General features: G+C 61.7%; 15 protein-coding genes. 9 read left to right on the top strand and 6 right to left on the bottom strand.

The features are described from left to right. Positions 1–74: 74 nt before the first annotated feature. The 4 genes from yrbN (at position 75) to yedF (ending at position 3,670) form a co-directional block, all read left to right on the top strand. Entirely contained in the window at positions 75–155 is an 81-nt protein-coding gene (gene yrbN, locus ACJ8HT_RS05420) for a protein YrbN (protein ID WP_099032700.1), read from the top strand. Then, complete coding sequence (locus ACJ8HT_RS05415; protein ID WP_197652808.1) at positions 145–2,073, top strand: DEAD/DEAH family ATP-dependent RNA helicase; 1,929 nt, start codon at positions 145–147, stop codon at positions 2,071–2,073. The genes yrbN and ACJ8HT_RS05415 overlap by 11 nt, the downstream gene beginning before the upstream one ends. Positions 2,074–2,219: 146 nt before the next feature. Beyond that, on the top strand, positions 2,220–3,434 hold the full coding sequence (gene yedE / locus ACJ8HT_RS05410) for a selenium metabolism membrane protein YedE/FdhT (RefSeq protein ID WP_016929320.1): 1,215 nt from the start codon (positions 2,220–2,222) through the stop codon (positions 3,432–3,434). After that, positions 3,431–3,670, top strand: coding sequence for a sulfurtransferase-like selenium metabolism protein YedF (gene yedF, locus ACJ8HT_RS05405; protein WP_004933486.1), 240 nt, complete (start codon positions 3,431–3,433; stop codon positions 3,668–3,670). Before yedE ends, yedF begins: the two co-directional genes overlap by 4 nt. 37 nt (positions 3,671–3,707) lie before the next feature. On the opposite strand, the gene ACJ8HT_RS05400 is transcribed toward yedF, so the two are convergent. Further along, positions 3,708–4,721: a luciferase-like monooxygenase gene (locus ACJ8HT_RS05400; protein WP_197652807.1), complete on the bottom strand. Its 1,014-nt coding sequence runs from the start codon at positions 4,719–4,721 to the stop codon at positions 3,708–3,710. 230 nt (positions 4,722–4,951) lie between these two features. On the opposite strand from ACJ8HT_RS05400, the gene ACJ8HT_RS05395 reads away from it, so the two are divergent. The 3 genes from ACJ8HT_RS05395 to ACJ8HT_RS05385 are packed head-to-tail and all read left to right on the top strand — an operon-like array spanning position 4,952 to position 8,198. Continuing rightward, positions 4,952–5,923, top strand: coding sequence for an HlyD family secretion protein (locus ACJ8HT_RS05395; protein WP_060452835.1), 972 nt, complete (start codon positions 4,952–4,954; stop codon positions 5,921–5,923). Next, positions 5,905–7,059, top strand: coding sequence for an ABC transporter permease (locus ACJ8HT_RS05390; RefSeq protein WP_197652806.1), 1,155 nt, complete (start codon positions 5,905–5,907; stop codon positions 7,057–7,059). The genes ACJ8HT_RS05395 and ACJ8HT_RS05390 overlap by 19 nt, the downstream gene beginning before the upstream one ends. Next, positions 7,056–8,198 (top strand): ABC transporter permease, encoded by a 1,143-nt coding sequence (locus ACJ8HT_RS05385; protein ID WP_060421950.1) that lies wholly within the window; start codon positions 7,056–7,058, stop codon positions 8,196–8,198. Before ACJ8HT_RS05390 ends, ACJ8HT_RS05385 begins: the two co-directional genes overlap by 4 nt. Positions 8,199–8,233: 35 nt before the next feature. Here ACJ8HT_RS05385 and ACJ8HT_RS05380 read toward each other — a convergent pair whose 3' ends face one another. Together ACJ8HT_RS05380 and ubiU are read right to left on the bottom strand one after the other, a co-directional pair. Further along, positions 8,234–9,112 carry a U32 family peptidase gene (locus tag ACJ8HT_RS05380; protein WP_060434797.1) on the bottom strand — a complete coding sequence of 293 codons (879 nt, stop codon included), beginning with the start codon at positions 9,110–9,112 and terminating at the stop codon, positions 8,234–8,236. 11 nt (positions 9,113–9,123) lie between these two features. After that, on the bottom strand, positions 9,124–10,119 hold the full coding sequence (gene ubiU, locus ACJ8HT_RS05375) for a ubiquinone anaerobic biosynthesis protein UbiU (RefSeq protein ID WP_197652805.1): 996 nt from the start codon (positions 10,117–10,119) through the stop codon (positions 9,124–9,126). A 258-nt stretch (positions 10,120–10,377) separates the two neighbouring features. Here ubiU and ubiT point away from each other — a divergent pair, with 258 nt between their 5' ends. Next, positions 10,378–10,899 carry a ubiquinone anaerobic biosynthesis accessory factor UbiT gene (gene ubiT / locus ACJ8HT_RS05370; RefSeq protein ID WP_039567957.1) on the top strand — a complete coding sequence of 174 codons (522 nt, stop codon included), beginning with the start codon at positions 10,378–10,380 and terminating at the stop codon, positions 10,897–10,899. Beyond that, positions 10,893–11,396: a GNAT family N-acetyltransferase gene (locus ACJ8HT_RS05365; protein ID WP_049201571.1), complete on the top strand. Its 504-nt coding sequence runs from the start codon at positions 10,893–10,895 to the stop codon at positions 11,394–11,396. The genes ubiT and ACJ8HT_RS05365 overlap by 7 nt, the downstream gene beginning before the upstream one ends. Here the strand turns inward: ACJ8HT_RS05365 and ACJ8HT_RS05360 are convergent. The 3 genes from ACJ8HT_RS05360 to speF form a co-directional block, all read right to left on the bottom strand. Beyond that, positions 11,383–11,688, bottom strand: a complete 306-nt coding sequence (locus ACJ8HT_RS05360; RefSeq protein WP_197652804.1) for a GIY-YIG nuclease family protein — start codon at positions 11,686–11,688, stop codon at positions 11,383–11,385. The two genes, ACJ8HT_RS05365 and ACJ8HT_RS05360, sit on opposite strands and share 14 nt — an antisense overlap. A gap of 86 nt (positions 11,689–11,774) precedes the next feature. Further along, complete coding sequence (potE, locus tag ACJ8HT_RS05355) at positions 11,775–13,091, bottom strand: putrescine-ornithine antiporter (protein WP_028127578.1); 1,317 nt, start codon at positions 13,089–13,091, stop codon at positions 11,775–11,777. Positions 13,092–13,153: 62 nt separating this feature from the next. After that, positions 13,154–15,316 (bottom strand): ornithine decarboxylase SpeF, encoded by a 2,163-nt coding sequence (gene speF / locus ACJ8HT_RS05350; RefSeq protein WP_048232506.1) that lies wholly within the window; start codon positions 15,314–15,316, stop codon positions 13,154–13,156. Positions 15,317–15,381: the final 65 nt, after the last annotated feature.

Below are 15,381 nucleotides of genomic sequence, written 5' to 3'. Positions count from 1 at the left end.
AAAGTTATCGCCTTCACGGGCGAGGGCTCTTTTGTTCGTTTTATAATCTAATTTGAGCCGGTTCACACTTTTCAATGAAAATGACTGAAAATTTTCTCGACGAGTTATGTAGACTGGCTGCCATTATTAATGAGGCACGTGTACATGACGACTGAGTTTGAAACCTCTTTTGCTGATCTGGGGCTGTCTGCTCCAATCATTTCCGCCCTGAACGATCTGGGCTATGAAAAACCATCTCCGATCCAGGCTGAGTGTATTCCTCACCTGTTGAACGGCCGCGACGTGCTGGGCATGGCACAGACCGGTAGTGGTAAAACTGCAGCGTTCTCGCTGCCGCTGCTGCACAACCTGCAGGCAGACCTGAAAGCACCTCAGATCCTGGTGCTGGCACCGACCCGCGAACTGGCGGTTCAGGTTGCCGAAGCGATGACCGATTTCTCCAAACACATGAACGGCGTCAACGTGGTAGCCCTGTACGGCGGACAGCGTTACGACGTGCAGCTGCGCGCTCTGCGCCAGGGCCCGCAAATCGTTGTGGGGACCCCAGGCCGCCTGCTGGACCACCTGAAGCGCGGCACCCTGAACCTCTCTAACCTGAGCGGTCTGGTGCTGGATGAAGCCGACGAAATGCTGCGCATGGGCTTTATCGAAGACGTAGAAACCATCATGGCTGAGATCCCGGCTGAACATCAGACCGCGCTGTTCTCCGCCACCATGCCGGAAGCGATCCGTCGCATCACCCGCCGCTTCATGAAAGAGCCGCAGGAAGTGCGCATCCAGTCCAGCGTGACCACCCGTCCGGATATCAGCCAGAGCTACTGGTCGGTCTACGGCATGCGTAAAAACGAAGCGCTGGTGCGTTTCCTGGAAGCTGAAGACTTTGACGCGGCGATCATCTTCGTTCGTACCAAGAACGCGACCCTGGAAGTGGCCGAAGCGCTGGAGCGCAGCGGTTACAGCAGCGCCGCGCTGAACGGCGACATGAACCAGGCGCTGCGTGAGCAGACCCTGGAGCGCCTGAAAGACGGTCGTCTGGATATCCTGATCGCCACCGACGTTGCGGCCCGTGGCCTGGACGTTGAGCGCATCAGCCTGGTTGTCAACTACGACATCCCGATGGACTCCGAGTCTTACGTTCACCGTATCGGCCGTACCGGTCGTGCGGGCCGCGCCGGCCGCGCGCTGCTGTTCGTGGAAAACCGCGAACGCCGCCTGCTGCGCAACATTGAACGCACCATGAAGCTGACCATCCCGGAAGTTGAACTGCCGAACGCAGAACTGCTGGGCGAGCGTCGTCTGGCCAAGTTTGCCGCAAAAGTTCAGCAGCAGCTGGAAAGCAGCGATCTGGATCTGTACCGCGCACTGCTGACCAAACTGCAGCCGGAAGAAGAGCTGGATATGGAAACCCTGGCCGCAGCGCTGCTGAAAATGGCACAGGGCGAACGTCCGCTGATCCTGCCGCCGGATCCGGTCTTCAAGCCGCGTCAGCGTCGCGAGTTCAACGACCGTGACGATCGTCGTGGCGACCGTCGCGACAGCCGTGATAGCCGTGACGGCGACCGTCCGCGTCGCGAACGTCGTGACGTTGGCGAAATGCAGCTGTACCGCATCGAAGTGGGCCGTGACGATGGCGTAGAAGTCCGTCACATCGTTGGCGCTATCGCTAACGAAGGCGACATCAGCAGCCGTTACATCGGTAACATCAAGCTGTTCGCTTCCCACTCCACCATCGAGCTGCCAAAAGGCATGCCGGGCGAGATCCTGAATCACTTCACTCGCACTCGCATCCTGAACAAGCCGATGAACATGCAGCTGCTGGGCGATGCACAGCCGTTCGAACGTCGCGAGCGTCGTGACGGTGGCAACGGCGGCGAGCGTCGTGGCAACGGCAACGGTCGTCCGTTCAACGGCGAACGTCGCGAAGGCGGCCCACGTCGTTCCTTCGGCGAACGTCGTGAAGGCGGTAACGGCGGCGAGCGTCGTGGCGGTAACTTCAACCGCGACGGCAAGCCGGCGCCACGCCGTGATGACGGCGCACCGGCAGCACCACGTCGTCGTTTCGGCGACGCGTAATCGCTGATTCACCGTTCGCGGTGAAGCGCTCTGAAAAACCAGCCTGCGGGCTGGTTTTTTTATGCCTGAAAGTTGCCGTCAAACGTCCCCGAATGGCGTATCATTCATAAGGTTTTTTCTTACGGATGATATGCACGGGAGATGCCATGAGTTGGCAGCAGTTCAAATCTCAATACCTGGTGCGCTTTTGGGCGCCGCTGCCGGCGGTGATCGCCGCCGGGATCCTTTCTACCTACTACTTCGGCATGACCGGCACCTTCTGGGCGGTGACCGGCGAATTCACTCGCTGGGGCGGCCATGTGCTGCAGTGGTTCGGCCTGCACCCTGAGCAGTGGGGCTATTTCAAGGTTATCGGCCTGCAGGGCACGCCGCTGGAGCGCATCGACGGGCGCATGATCATCGGCATGTTCGCTGGCTGCATCGCTGCCGCGCTGTGGGCTAACAACATCAAGCTGCGCCAGCCGCAGCACCGCATTCGCATCGTGCAGGCGCTGCTGGGCGGCATCATCGCAGGCTTCGGCGCGCGCCTGGCAATGGGCTGTAACCTGGCGGCGTTCTTCACCGGTATTCCGCAGTTCTCGCTGCACGCCTGGTTTTTCGCGCTGGCGACCGCCGCCGGCTCCTACTTCGGCGCCAAATTCACGCTGCTGCCGATGTTCCGCATCCCGGTCAAATTGCAAAAGGTGAAGGCCGCCGCGCCGCTGACGCAGAAGCCTGAGCAGGCGCGTCGCCGCTTCCGGCTGGGCATGGCGGTCTTCGGCCTGGCGGTGGCCTGGTCGCTATGGACGCTGTTCGATGCGCCGAAGCTCGGTATCGCCATGCTGTTCGGCATCGGCTTCGGTCTGCTGATCGAACGCGCGCAGATCTGCTTTACCTCGGCGTTCCGCGATCTGTGGATCACCGGCCGCACCCACATGGCGAAAGCCATCATCATCGGCATGGCGGTGAGCGCCATCGGCATCTTCAGCTACGTGCAGCTCGGCGTGGCGCCGAAAATCATGTGGGCCGGCCCGAATGCGGTGCTGGGCGGCTTGCTGTTCGGCTTCGGCATCGTGCTGGCCGGCGGTTGCGAGACCGGCTGGATGTACCGTGCGGTGGAAGGGCAGGTGCACTACTGGTGGGTGGGGCTGGGCAACATCATCGGCGCTACGCTGCTGGCCTATTACTGGGACGATCTGGCGCCGGCGCTGGCGACCGACTACGACAAGATCAACCTGCTCGATACCTTCGGCCCGATCGGCGGCCTGCTGGTGACTTACCTGCTGCTGGCGCTGGCCTTCGCCGCCATGCTGTGGTGGGAGAAACGCTTTTTCCGCGCCCGGCCTGAGGCGCAGGTGGTGAATTTGAGGAGCATGCCATGAAAGAGACGACGATAGTGCCGGACTACCGGCTGGACATGCTGGGCGAGCCTTGCCCGTACCCGGCGGTGGCGACGCTGGAGGCGATGCCGCAGCTGAAGCCAGGGGAAATCCTGGAGGTGATCAGCGATTGCCCGCAGTCGATCAACAACATCCCGCTCGATGCGCGCAACCACGGTTACAAGGTGCTGGATATCCAGCAGGACGGGCCGACCATCCGCTATTTGATCCAGCGTTAACGCCGAGGCGGTGGGTTCCCCACCGCCTTTTCGCGCTTTATCCCTTCACGACGTCGCCTTTCACTCCGGCGACAATCTCGAACGAACGCAGCCGCGCCTGATGATCGAAGATCTGGCCGTTGACCATGATCTCGTCGGCATCGGTTTCACGCAGCAGCGTTTGCAGCCCGTGGCGCACGGTTTTTTCATCGCCGACGATCGACATCCGCAGCGCCTGCTCGACGCCGTATTGCTCACCGGCGGTCCACAGCGCGTGGATGTTATCCACCGGCGGCGGCAGCGGGCCGGGTGATCCGCGGCGCAGGTTGATGAACTGCTGCTGCATCGAGCTGAACAGGAAGCGCGCATCGCTATCGCTGTCGGCGGCAATCACGTTGACGCATACCATGGCGTGCGGCTGCACCAGCTGTTTGGACGGTTTGAAGTTCTCGCGGTACAGCTGCAGCGCATGGAACAGCATATCCGGGGCGAAGTGCGAGGCGAAGGCGAACGGCAAGCCGAGCTGCGCCGCCAGCTGCGCGCTGTAGAGGCTGGAGCCGAGCAGCCAGAGCGGCACGTGCAGCCCCTGGCCCGGCACCGCCTGCACCGGCTGGCCGGGCTGCGCATCGCAGAAATAGTTTTGCAGCTCCTGCACGTCGCGCGGGAAGGTATCCACATCGCCGGACAGGTGGCGGCGCAGCGCCATCATGGTGCGCTGATCGGTGCCGGGCGCGCGGCCCAGCCCCAGATCGATGCGGCCGGGGTAGAGCGACTCCAGCGTGCCGAACTGCTCGGCGATCACCAGCGGCGCATGGTTCGGCAGCATCACGCCGCCGGATCCGAGGCGAATGCTCTGGGTGCCGGCGGCCAGATAGCCCAGCAGCACCGAGGTGGCGGCGCTGCCGATGCCGGTCATGTTGTGGTGCTCGGCCAGCCAGTAGCGCCGGTAGCCCCAGCGTTCGGCGTGCTGCGCCAGATCCAGCGAACAGTGGAAAGCGTCGCGCGCTTTGGCCCCTTGCGGGATTGGCGATAAATCCAGTACCGACAGCGGTACGGCAGTGTTTTCAGTCATGACATCGTCCATCAGAGAGTGGATCGCTTAAAGGGCGATTGCAGGAGTCTGCATACCAAAAAGCCGAAAATGATGCTTTTTAGTGTTAAAAGCATAATCCAATTTATAGTTATAAAAGAGGAGATATGTGCTTGTGATATCCTCATGAGAGCAATGGTGTTTTTTGGAGCAATTTGAGATATGGAAATGATGATCCCCGCCCGCCGCTTACCGTTCCGGGAGCCGATATAATGAAAAAAAAGACGTTGTTTACTCTGTTGCTGATGATGGTGGCGATCGCATTGGCGATCCTGTTCCGCGCGCACAATCAGGATCTGTTATTGCAGGGTGAAGTAGACGCCCCCGAAGTGATCGTCGCTTCCAAAGCGAAAGGCCGGGTGGTTGAACGCCTGATCGAACGCGGCGACGACGTGAAAAGTGGCCAGCTGATTATTCAGCTCGACAGCCCCGAACTGATGGCGCAGCTGCGTTCCGCGCAGGCGACGCGCGACGAAGCCAAGGCGCAGCTCGATCAGTCGCTGCACGGCACCCGTGAAGAGAGCATCCGCAACCTGCGCGCTAATCTGGCGCAGGCCGAGGCGCAGTACCGCAACGCGCAAAACGACTACAACCGCAACCTGAGCGTGTCCGGCAAGGGTTATATCTCGAAGTCCGAGCTGGACGCTTCGCGCCGGGCGCGCGATACCGCCTTCCAGCAGGTGCAGGCGGCCAAGGCCAACCTGGACGAAGGTATCAACGGCGACCGCGTCGAGCTGCGGCAACAATACGCGGCGGCGCTGCGGGCGGCGGAAGAGAACCTGCTGCAGATCCAGGCGCAGAGCGACGATCTGCAGGTGAAAGCGCCGGTAGACGGCGAAGTGGGGCCAATTCCGGCCGAAGTGGGCGAGCTGCTGAACGCCGGCAGCCCGCTGGTGACGCTGATCCGGGTGCCGGACGCCTATTTCGTGTTTAACCTGCGCGAAGACATCCTGGCCCACGTGCGCAAAGGCGACAAGGTCAAGCTGCGGGTGCCGGCACTGAAGGACAAAATGATCGACACCGAGGTGCGCTACATCGCGCCGCTGGGGGATTACGCCACCAAACGCGCCACCCGCGCCACCGGCGACTTCGACCTGAAAACCTTCGAAGTGCGCCTGTATCCGTCACAGCCGGTGGACGGCCTGCGTCCGGGGATGAGCACCTTATGGCAATGGAAAGAGTAAGGGCCGGCTGGCGCTGCTTCAGTCACGCGTTCGACAAAGAGTGTCGCGTCGCCTTTCGCAGCCCGGTGGTGCACTGGCTAAGCTGGATCTTTCCGCTGATCCTGTTTGGGCTGATCAGCAGCAACTTCTCCGAAGGCACGCTGCTCGATCTGCCGGTCTCGGTGGTGGACAGTGATCACAGCCCGCTGTCCAAATCGCTGACGCGGCGGCTGGACGCCGGGTCGCACGCCCACGTCGAGGCCTACGACGGCGGGCTGCCTGAGTCGCTGAACCGCCTGCGCAGCGCGCAGGATTACGCGTTGCTGTACATCCCGCCGGACTTTGAGGCCAACGCGCTGTCGGGCAAGCAGCCGAGCGTGGTGATGTATTACAACGCGCTGTTCTACGGCGCCGGGCTGTACTCCACCCAGGACTTCGGCGGCCTGATGAACGAAATCAACGCCAGCACCCGCAGCATCATCGCCACCGAGATGGGCAAATCGCTGCCGCCGCTGGCGGATGTGACGCTCTCTTACGGCAGCCTGTTCAACGCCAGCGGCAGCTATATCTATTATCAACAGTTCGCCGCTACCATTCACCTGCTGCAGCTGTTCGTGGTGACCTGCATGATCTACGTGCTGGCGCGCAGCAAATCGCTGCTGCAAGCCAAGCCGTTCAGCCTGGCGCTGCTCGGCAAGCTGGCGCCTTACACGCTGTGTTTCACCACCCTGCTGATGGTGGAGATCGCGGCGCTGGTGGGCATCTTTGACGCCCGCGTCAGCGGCAACCCGCTGTTTATGCTGATGATCGGCCTGTTTTACGTGATGGCGGCGCAGAGCATCGGCCTGCTGCTGTATACCTTTACCGGCAGCACCATCACCGCCTACAGCCTGATCGGTATTTTGGTCAGTATCGCGATGACCTTCTCCGGCATGGCGGTGCCTGAGCTGTCGATGCCGCTGCCGGCGCGCATCATTTCCAACATCGAACCGCTGACCCACGCACTGTACGCGATGTTCGACGTGTTCCTGCGGCAGGTGCACGCCAGCGCCATTTTCAGCGTGTGTGCGCTGCTGGCGGTCTACCCGCTGGTGGCCGCGCTGCTGGTGCGTAATCGCCTGCCGGCGCGGCTGGAAAAAGAGGGGAACGCCGGATGAAGCTCTATTGGCAAACCTTCGTTAAGGTGCTGCTCGGCATGCTCGAGCGGCCGGTATGGCTGATGCTGATCCTGTCGCTGTGCATCATGAGCATGGTGTACGCCAACCGCACGGTGTGGGATCTGCCGGTGGGGGTGGTCGATCAGGACCACAGCACTGCCAGCCGGAAGCTGATCCGTCAGCTGGACGCCACGTCCAAGATAGCGATCGAAACCTACGACAGCCTGGAACAGGCGCAGCGCGATCTCGGCTGGCGCAAGCTGTTTGCGGTGATCATCATGCCGGTGGATCTGGAGAAGAAGATCCTCAGCGGGCAGAACATCGTGGTGCCGGTGTACGGCGATGCCACCAACCGCCTGGCCAACGGCCAGATCCAACAGGACGTGGTGGCGGCCTACCAGCAGCTGCTGACGGAGTACAACAACGGGCTGCTGCTGCGCAGCGGCTTCAGCGAACGGCAGGCGCAGATACTGCTGACGCCGATACTGGGGCAAACGCTGGACGTGTTTAACCCCGGCATCAGCTTCGCGGCGATCATCTTCCCAGGCCTGCTGGTGATGCTGTTGCAGCACTCGCTATTGATCGCCTGTATCCGCGTCAACATCGCCATGAAGAGCATGCCCGGCGGCAAGGCGCCGCTGGCGGCGCACCTCGGCGGGCTGACGGCGCTGCTGCCGATCTGGCTGTTCCTGTCGATCGTGCTGTTCGTGCTGTGGCCGTGGGTATTGGGCTACAGGCAGACGGCGAACATCGCCGAACTGCTGCTGCTGACCTTCCCGTTCCTGCTGGCGGTACTGGGGCTGGGCAAGCTGGTGACCGAGTGCCTGCGCAGCGTCGAGATGATCTACCTGACGCTGGCGTTCATCACCACGCCGATCTTCTACCTGTCCGGCACCATCTGGCCGCTGCAGTCGATGCCGGCCTGGGTGCGCGCCATCTCGTACAGCATTCCCTCCACCTGGGGCACCAAGGCGATCGCCGGCGTCAACCAGATGGGGCTGTCGCTGAACGAAGTGTGGGGCGACGTGATGATGATGCTGGTGCTCGGCGTGGTCTACACCCTGCTGGGCTTCGGCGTCGGCTTCTTGCGCAACAGCGTGGCGCTGCGCGGGATGTTCAGGAAACGGCGGGCGAGTTGATTGAAAACTCCCCTCCGTGAGGAGGGGAGCGAGGATCACCCCACCAACTCCAACCCGGCCACGCGGCGCCAGTAGCCGTTGCAGTCGGCGTGGTCGGTCAAGGCCAGCGGCTGCTCGCCGCGTTCGTTGGCGCGGAAGGCGTCGATTTGCGCCAGCGTTTCGGCGCCCTGCGGCGATAGCCGCACGATGTCCACCAGCCCCTGCATGCTTGGCAACTCGTTGCCGAGGTTGTAGCAGTAGCCGCTCATGGTCTGGATGCCGTTGAGCACGAACACCTGCTGTTGCTCCTGCGAACGCATCATGCGGCCCTGTGGATACTTGATGCAGCAGGTTTCGCACTCGTCCTTGCCGCGGTTCTCCGAGCGGGCGGTGAAGCAGCGCGCCGAGTAGGCCAGCGGCAGGTGGCCGTAGCTCAGCACCTCCACCTCGAAATCATGGCGGAAGCCCAGCTCGTCGCACTGGGCCAGCAGGTTGGCCAGCCAGTCGCGCGAAAGCTCGACCGGCATGCACCAGCGCATCATGCCCTGGCGGCGCAGCAGGCGCAGGGTATAGGCGTTGTAGCAGTTCAGCGCATGGCCGGCGACGAACGGCAGACCGCGCTCCGCCGCCATGTTCACCGCGCCCAGATCGTTGGCTTCAAACAGGAACTCGCCGTTTTCCACATAGCGTTTCAGCTCATTCAGCTCGGACGGCGCCTGAAGCAGCGCCAGCGTGGAGATCACCACCTGCTTGCCGCTGCGGGCGATTTCGCGCGCCAGCGCCAGCCAATCGCCGACCTTCATCTCGCGCCGCTTGGTGCAGACGCTCTCGCCGAGGTAAATGATGTCGGCGCTGCTCTCCGCCGCCTGTTGATAGAACGCCGCGATGTCGTTTTTCGGCCAGTAGTAGAGTACCGGCCCCAGTGCGTATTTCATGTTTCCTCCGGCTACTGCCATTTGCGGTGATAGGCGCCCAGCGTGGTCTGGGTGCCCTCGGACATCGCGCCCAGCGTCTCCATCCAGGCGGCGTCGGCGCGGTAGGTGGCCGGATCGGCCTGGCAACGGTCGATCGCCTGGCGCCAGACGCGCGCCACCTGGCTGACGTAAGCCGGGCTGCGCTGGCGGCCTTCGATCTTCACCGAGGCGATGTTGGCGGCCAGCAGCTCCGGCAGCAGCTCCAGCGTATTGAGGCTGGTGGGCTCTTCCAGCGCGTGGTAGCGCACGTCGTCCACCAGATAGCGGCCCTTGCACAGCGTCGGGTAACCGGCGTTTTCATGATCCTGATAGCGGTCGATCAGCACGTCGTTCAGGCGCGACTCCATGCCCTGCGGGGTTTGCTGCCAGCGCACGAAACGCGCCGGCGAACAGGCGCCGACGGTGTTCGGCGACTCGCTGGTCAGGTAGGAAGAGAGGTAGCAGCGCCCCTCGGCCATGATGCACAGGCTGCCGAAGGCGAACACTTCCAGCGGCACCGGGCTGGTGCGCGCCAGCTGTTTCACCTGATGCATCGACAGCACGCGCGGCAGCACCACCCGGCCCACGTCGAAGTTGCGCTGGTAGAAACGGATCGCCTCTTCGTTGGTGGCGGAGGCCTGCACCGAAACGTGGCGCTCCAGCTGCGGGTAGCGCTGGGCGGCATATTCCAGCATCGCCAGATCCGCCAGAATCAGCGCGTCGGCGCCCAGCTGGGCCGCCATATCCACCGCGCGCTGCCAGCGGGCGTAGCCGTCGGGATGGGCGAAGGTGTTGATGGCGATATGCAGCTTGCGGCCGTGGCGATGCACGTAATCGACCGCTTCCTGCAGCTTTTTCTCGGTGAAGTTGAGGCCGGCGAAGTGGCGCGCGTTGGTATCGTCTTTCAGACCGATGTAAACGGCGTCGGCACCGTTATCCACCGCGGCCTTCAGGGCCGGCAGGTTGCCGGCGGGGCAAAGCAGCTCCATAGATTTATCCTGGCTTAGCCGTGCGCCCGGCCGGGCGCACGCTGTCTTTAAAGGTTGCCGACGGCGGTGTTCCGCCGGCAAACGCGAATCGGGGAGGTCATTTTAGGCAAAGGGGCGCACACAGGTTTTGATTTGGGGCAGCTTATGGCGTATTGATAAACATGGCGGTGAAATGCACTATTTGTTGATATAGACCGCTGAAGCCGCGCGCCAGTGTGGCAAAATAGCGGTAGTCCGTATTGAAAGGAGTGGATGACCGTGTTGGAACAACTACGAGCACGCCTTGTGCGCCAGGGGCCTTCGCTGCTGCGCATCCCGCTGAAATTCACGCCGTTCGCCCTGCAGCGTCAGCTGCTGCAACAGGTGCTGAGCTGGCAGTTCCGCCAGGCGTTGGCGGATGGCGATCTGGAATTTCTCGAATCGCGCTGGTTGAAGATCGAAGTTCGCGATCTGGCGCTACAATGGTTTATGACGGTAGAAAACGACAAACTGGTGGTCAGCCAGCACGCCGAAGCGGACGTCAGCTTCAGCGGCGACGCCAACGATCTGATCCTGATCGCGGCGCGCAAGCAAGATCCGGATACGCTGTTCTTTCAGCGTCGGCTGCAGATTGAAGGGGATACCGAATTGGGCCTGTATGTGAAAAATTTGATGGACGCCATCGAGCTGGAAAGCATGCCCGCGCCGCTGCGCATGGGGCTGTTGCAGTTGGCGGATTTTGTCGAAGCAGGGTTGCAGGAGGGCACGGCGTCGGCTTCCCGTGTGGCGGTATCATGCTGATCCGCGTAGAGATCCCGGTAGACGCGGCGGGCATCGATGCCTTGCTGCGCCGCGCCTTTGGCCGCGACGACGAAGCCGATCTGGTGCAGCAGCTGCGCGAAGACGGCCTGCTGACGCTGGGCGTGGTCGCCACTGACGACGAAGGCGGGGTAGTGGGTTACGCCGCGTTCAGCCCGGTAGACGTGGCTGGCGAAGACCGCCAATGGGTGGCGCTGGCGCCGCTGGCGGTAGATGAAAGCCTGCGCCGCCAGGGGCTGGCTGAAAAGCTGGTGTACGAAGGCTTGGATTCGCTGAACGAATTCAGCTACGCCGCGGTGGTGGTGCTGGGCGAGCCGGCCTACTACGGCCGCTTCGGCTTTAAACCGGCCGCCGCCTATGGCCTGCACTGCCGCTGGCCGGACACGGAAAGCGCGTTCCAGGTCTACCCGCTGGCGGAAGACGCCCTGAATGGCGTCAGCGGCGAAGTGGCTTTTTCGGCGCCATTTAATCGCTTTTAACGACCGGCAATAGATGCTCCAACGACAGCGGCGGGTGACTCACCAGCCGCTCTTTTTGTATTTTGCTCAGCTGTTTGACGCGGTATTCCAGCTTCAGCGCCGTTGAGCGATCCCCCACCTGGCAGTGAAACGCCAGCGTCAATTCCCCTTTGCCGCGCAGCGCCTTGGCGCCTTTGCCGGCCTGATGCTGCGCCAGGCGGCGCGCCACGTCGGTGGTGATGCCGGTATACAGCATGCCGCTCGGTAAACGCAGCATGTAGAGGTGCCAGAGAGTGGGGGAAGTGTCGGTCATCGTACGCCGTTTCGGTGGCCAGGGTCGGCGTATGATGGCATGTTCGCCATCACAATCCCATCCCCGGCCGCCGGAGCCCTACCGCTTTACCCCTTTTTTCCTGCCAGCTCGAAGCGCGGCGAGACGATGCCGTACAGCGTCCAGCCGAGGAAGGTGGCGATGGCGCCCCACATCATCGCTTCCTCACCGGAGCTGTAGAGCGCATAGAAGCTGTACAGCGCGCCGATGCCGGCGATGATATTGGCGATGCGCGCCTTGTTGTCCGGCACCTTCGCCACTTTCTGAATAATGACCAGCGCCGCCATCGACAGGATGTAAGGGATGATGTTGGTCACCACCGCCAGGTTCACCAGCACGTTGAACTGCTTGTTCAGCGACGGGCTGATGGTCATCAGCGACAGGCCGCTCTGGATGACGACGATGGTCAACATGCCTTTAACCGGCGCGTCGGCCTTGCTCAGCTTGGAGAAGATTTTCGGGAAGAAGCCGCTGTCGGCGGAGGATTTGAACACCTGAGCGATGGTGAACTGCCAGCCGAGCAGCGAGCCGACGCAGGACATGACCATCAACGCCATGATGATCTTGCCGACCGTCGGGTTGAACATGTGCGAGAACGCCAGCCCGAACGGGGCGGTGGAGTTGGCCAGATCCATGTTCGGCACGATGCCGGCGATCACGTTGGTCGAAACGATGTAGATCACCGCGGCGCTGAGGGTGCCGCCCAGTACGGCGATCGGCACGTTGCGCTCCGGGTTTTCCACCACGTCGGTGTTGGCGCAGGCGGATTCCAGCCCCAGGAACGCCCACAGGGTCATCGAGATCGAGGCGCCGATGGCTTCGAAGGTCGGCACCTGATGCGGGTTCCAGGCGGCGACGTAGGCGCTGCCGCTGAACCAGTACCAGCCGATGACCGAGATGCCCACCACCGGAATGATCACGCCCCAGACGGTGATGCCGCTGATTTTGCCGGTGATGCGCGCACCGCCGAAGTTGGCGACGGTCGCAAGCCACAGCACGCCGATGGTGGCGATACAGATCCCGAGCGGGCTGAGCGTAGCGCCAAACAGCTCGGTGCCGTAGCCGACGGCGGAAATGGCGATGGCAATGTTGGCGATCAGCAGCGAAACGCCGTAGGTGTAGTTCGCCATGAAGTTGCCTGATTTGCCGAAGGCGTATTCGGCGTAGCCGCCCATGCCGCCGGATTTACGGCTGAACATGCCGCATTTGGCGAACGCGTAGGCCAGCGCCATCGAGCCGACGGCGGTCACCAGCCAGGAAACGATCGAAATCGTGCCCACTTCGGCCAGCTTGGTCGGCAGCATAATTATGCCGGAACCCATCATATTCACGGCGGTCAGGATCGTTAATTGCACGACCCCCATTTTATTATTGGACTTACTCATGATCATTTTCTCTTTTAGGATGCGATCCGGGCGGCGAGAATAATCGCCGCCCCGTAAGGTGATTAATTTTTCATGACGTAGCCGTAAGCGCGGTTCCAGCCGTCCTCATCCTGTTGGATATAAACGCCCTGCAATTCCGGCGCGAATCCCGGCAATAAGTTGATGCCTTCTTCCAATGCCAGGAAATAACGCTGCGCGGCGCCGCCCCAAATTTCACCGGGCACCACGCACAGCACGCCAGGCGGGTAAGGCAGGGCGCCTTCGGCGGCGATACGGCCCTCGGCTTTAGCCAGCGAGACCAATTCCACATTGCCGCGTACGAACTCGGTATTGGCGTCCTGCGGATTCATCACCACGCGCGGGAAATAACTTTTGCGGAACATCTCTTTTTGCAGCTCTTTAACGTCGTAGCTGACGTAAAGGTCGTGCATTTCCTGGCACAGCTGGCGGATGGTGTAGTTTTTGTAGCGCTGCTGGTGGTTTTTATAGACCGCAGGCAGCACCTCGCTGAGCAGAGAGTTCTGCTCGATGTGCTTCTCGAAGCGGGCGATCAGGGCCACCAGATGCTGCATCTTGGCGATGTCTTCCGCCGGCGTCAGCAGAAACAGGATCGAGTTGAGATCGCATTTTTCCGGCACGATGCCGTTTTCGCGCAGGTAGTTGGCCAGAATGGTCGCCGGGATGCCGAATTCGCTGTAGCTGCCGGTGGCGGTATCGATGCCCGGCGTGGTGAGCAGCAGTTTGCACGGATCGACGAAGTACTGCGATTCGGCATAGCCCTCAAAGGCGTGCCATTTCTCGCCGGGCACGAAGTTGAAGAAGCGCAAATCGTTGGCCATCGCCGCGGTGTCATAGGCCTGCCACGGTTTGCCGTCGATCTGATCCGGCACGAACGGTTTGATCATTGTGCAGGTGTCCAGCAGCATTTTGCGCGCTTCGATCCCCACGCGCACGCACTCCTGCCACAGGCGCTGGCCGCTTTTGCCCTCGTGCATCTTGGCGTTGACGTCCAGCGCGGCGAACAGCGGATAGAACGGGCTGGTGGAGGCGTGCAGCATAAAGGCGTTGTTGAAGCGCTTGTGGTTGCAGTAGCGGCTCTGGCCCTTGATGTGCTTATCTTTTTTGTGGATCTGCGAGGTCTGCGAGAAACCGGCCTGCTGTTTGTGCACCGACTGGGTGACGATGATGCCGGGATCGTTTTCGTTCAGTTCCAGCAGCAGCGGCGAGCAGTCTTTCATCATCGGAATGAACTGCTCATAGCCTACCCAGGCGGAGTCGAACAGGATGTAATCGCACAGGTGGCCAATCTTGTCGACCACCTGGCGGGCGTTGTAGATGGTGCCGTCGTAGGTGCCGAGCTGGATGATCGCCAGGCGGAACGGGCGGGCTTCGTTGGCGCGTTCCGGCGCCACTTCGCGGATCTGTTGGCGCAGGTAGCGTTCGTCGAAGCAGTGCGCGTCGATGCCGCCGATAAAGCCGAACGGGTTGCGGGCGGTCTCCAGATACACCGGCGTGGCACCGGCCTGGATCAACGCGCCGTGGTGGTTGGATTTATGGTTGTTGCGGTCGAACAGCACCAGATCGCCGCGCGTCAGCAGGGCGTTGGTCGCCACCTTGTTCGAGGCCGAGGTGCCGTTGAGCACGAAGTAGGTCTTGTCGGCGTTGAACACCTTGGCGGCGTGCTGCTGCGCGGCGCAAGGCGCGCCTTCGTGGATCAACAGATCGCCCAGTTTGACGTCGGCGTTGCACATGTCGGAGCGGAAAAGCGTTTCGCCGTAGAAGTCGAAGAACTGGCGGCCCGCCGGGTGTTTGCGGAAGAACTCGCCGCCCTGGTGGCCGGGGCAGGCAAAGGTGGCGTTGCCCATTTCTACGTATTGCGTCAGCGTGTTGAAGAACGGCGGCAGCAGCTCGCTCTCATATTTGGCGGCGGCGGCCTCCAGCTGTTTGCCGTAGAACTGGGTATTCTTGCCGCACAGCTCAAACACGCCGTGCAGCGCCGGCAATACGGCGTTATCCAGCTCTTCTTCGCAGCACACGGCGACGAACAGCGGAATGTTCAGGCCGTGCTCTTCGATGCGCGCCAACATACCTTGCGTGACGTCGTCTACCGACAGCACGATGGCGGCGACGTCATTAAAATCGCTGTGATGCACATCGACGATGTCGCGTTCAGTTTCAAAGCAGCCGAGGGTTTGGGTGTTGGCGGCAATTTTTAATTTTTTCATTTTTCTCATTCTTCAGGCAAAGGCAGTCCGCCGGCAAATAATTCCATTTGCCGTTAACGCCTTCA

Source organism: Serratia sp. CY44782, from assembly GCF_052168715.1.
GTDB lineage: Bacteria > Pseudomonadota > Gammaproteobacteria > Enterobacterales > Enterobacteriaceae > Serratia > Serratia nevei.
Note: the sequence above shows the minus strand (reverse complement) of the source record. Positions and strands in the feature narration are given on the sequence as shown.

Coding starts and splice junctions, on each gene's coding strand:
- yrbN (WP_099032700.1), top strand. CDS start 75: ATGAAAATGACTGAAAATTTTCTCGACGAGTTATGTAGACTGGCTGCC.
- ACJ8HT_RS05415 (WP_197652808.1), top strand. CDS start 145: ATGACGACTGAGTTTGAAACCTCTTTTGCTGATCTGGGGCTGTCTGCT.
- yedE (WP_016929320.1), top strand. CDS start 2,220: ATGAGTTGGCAGCAGTTCAAATCTCAATACCTGGTGCGCTTTTGGGCG.
- yedF (WP_004933486.1), top strand. CDS start 3,431: ATGAAAGAGACGACGATAGTGCCGGACTACCGGCTGGACATGCTGGGC.
- ACJ8HT_RS05400 (WP_197652807.1), bottom strand. CDS start 4,721: ATGACTGAAAACACTGCCGTACCGCTGTCGGTACTGGATTTATCGCCA.
- ACJ8HT_RS05395 (WP_060452835.1), top strand. CDS start 4,952: ATGAAAAAAAAGACGTTGTTTACTCTGTTGCTGATGATGGTGGCGATC.
- ACJ8HT_RS05390 (WP_197652806.1), top strand. CDS start 5,905: ATGGCAATGGAAAGAGTAAGGGCCGGCTGGCGCTGCTTCAGTCACGCG.
- ACJ8HT_RS05385 (WP_060421950.1), top strand. CDS start 7,056: ATGAAGCTCTATTGGCAAACCTTCGTTAAGGTGCTGCTCGGCATGCTC.
- ACJ8HT_RS05380 (WP_060434797.1), bottom strand. CDS start 9,112: ATGAAATACGCACTGGGGCCGGTACTCTACTACTGGCCGAAAAACGAC.
- ubiU (WP_197652805.1), bottom strand. CDS start 10,119: ATGGAGCTGCTTTGCCCCGCCGGCAACCTGCCGGCCCTGAAGGCCGCG.
- ACJ8HT_RS05365 (WP_049201571.1), top strand. CDS start 10,893: ATGCTGATCCGCGTAGAGATCCCGGTAGACGCGGCGGGCATCGATGCC.
- ACJ8HT_RS05360 (WP_197652804.1), bottom strand. CDS start 11,688: ATGACCGACACTTCCCCCACTCTCTGGCACCTCTACATGCTGCGTTTA.
- potE (WP_028127578.1), bottom strand. CDS start 13,091: ATGAGTAAGTCCAATAATAAAATGGGGGTCGTGCAATTAACGATCCTG.
- speF (WP_048232506.1), bottom strand. CDS start 15,316: ATGAAAAAATTAAAAATTGCCGCCAACACCCAAACCCTCGGCTGCTTT.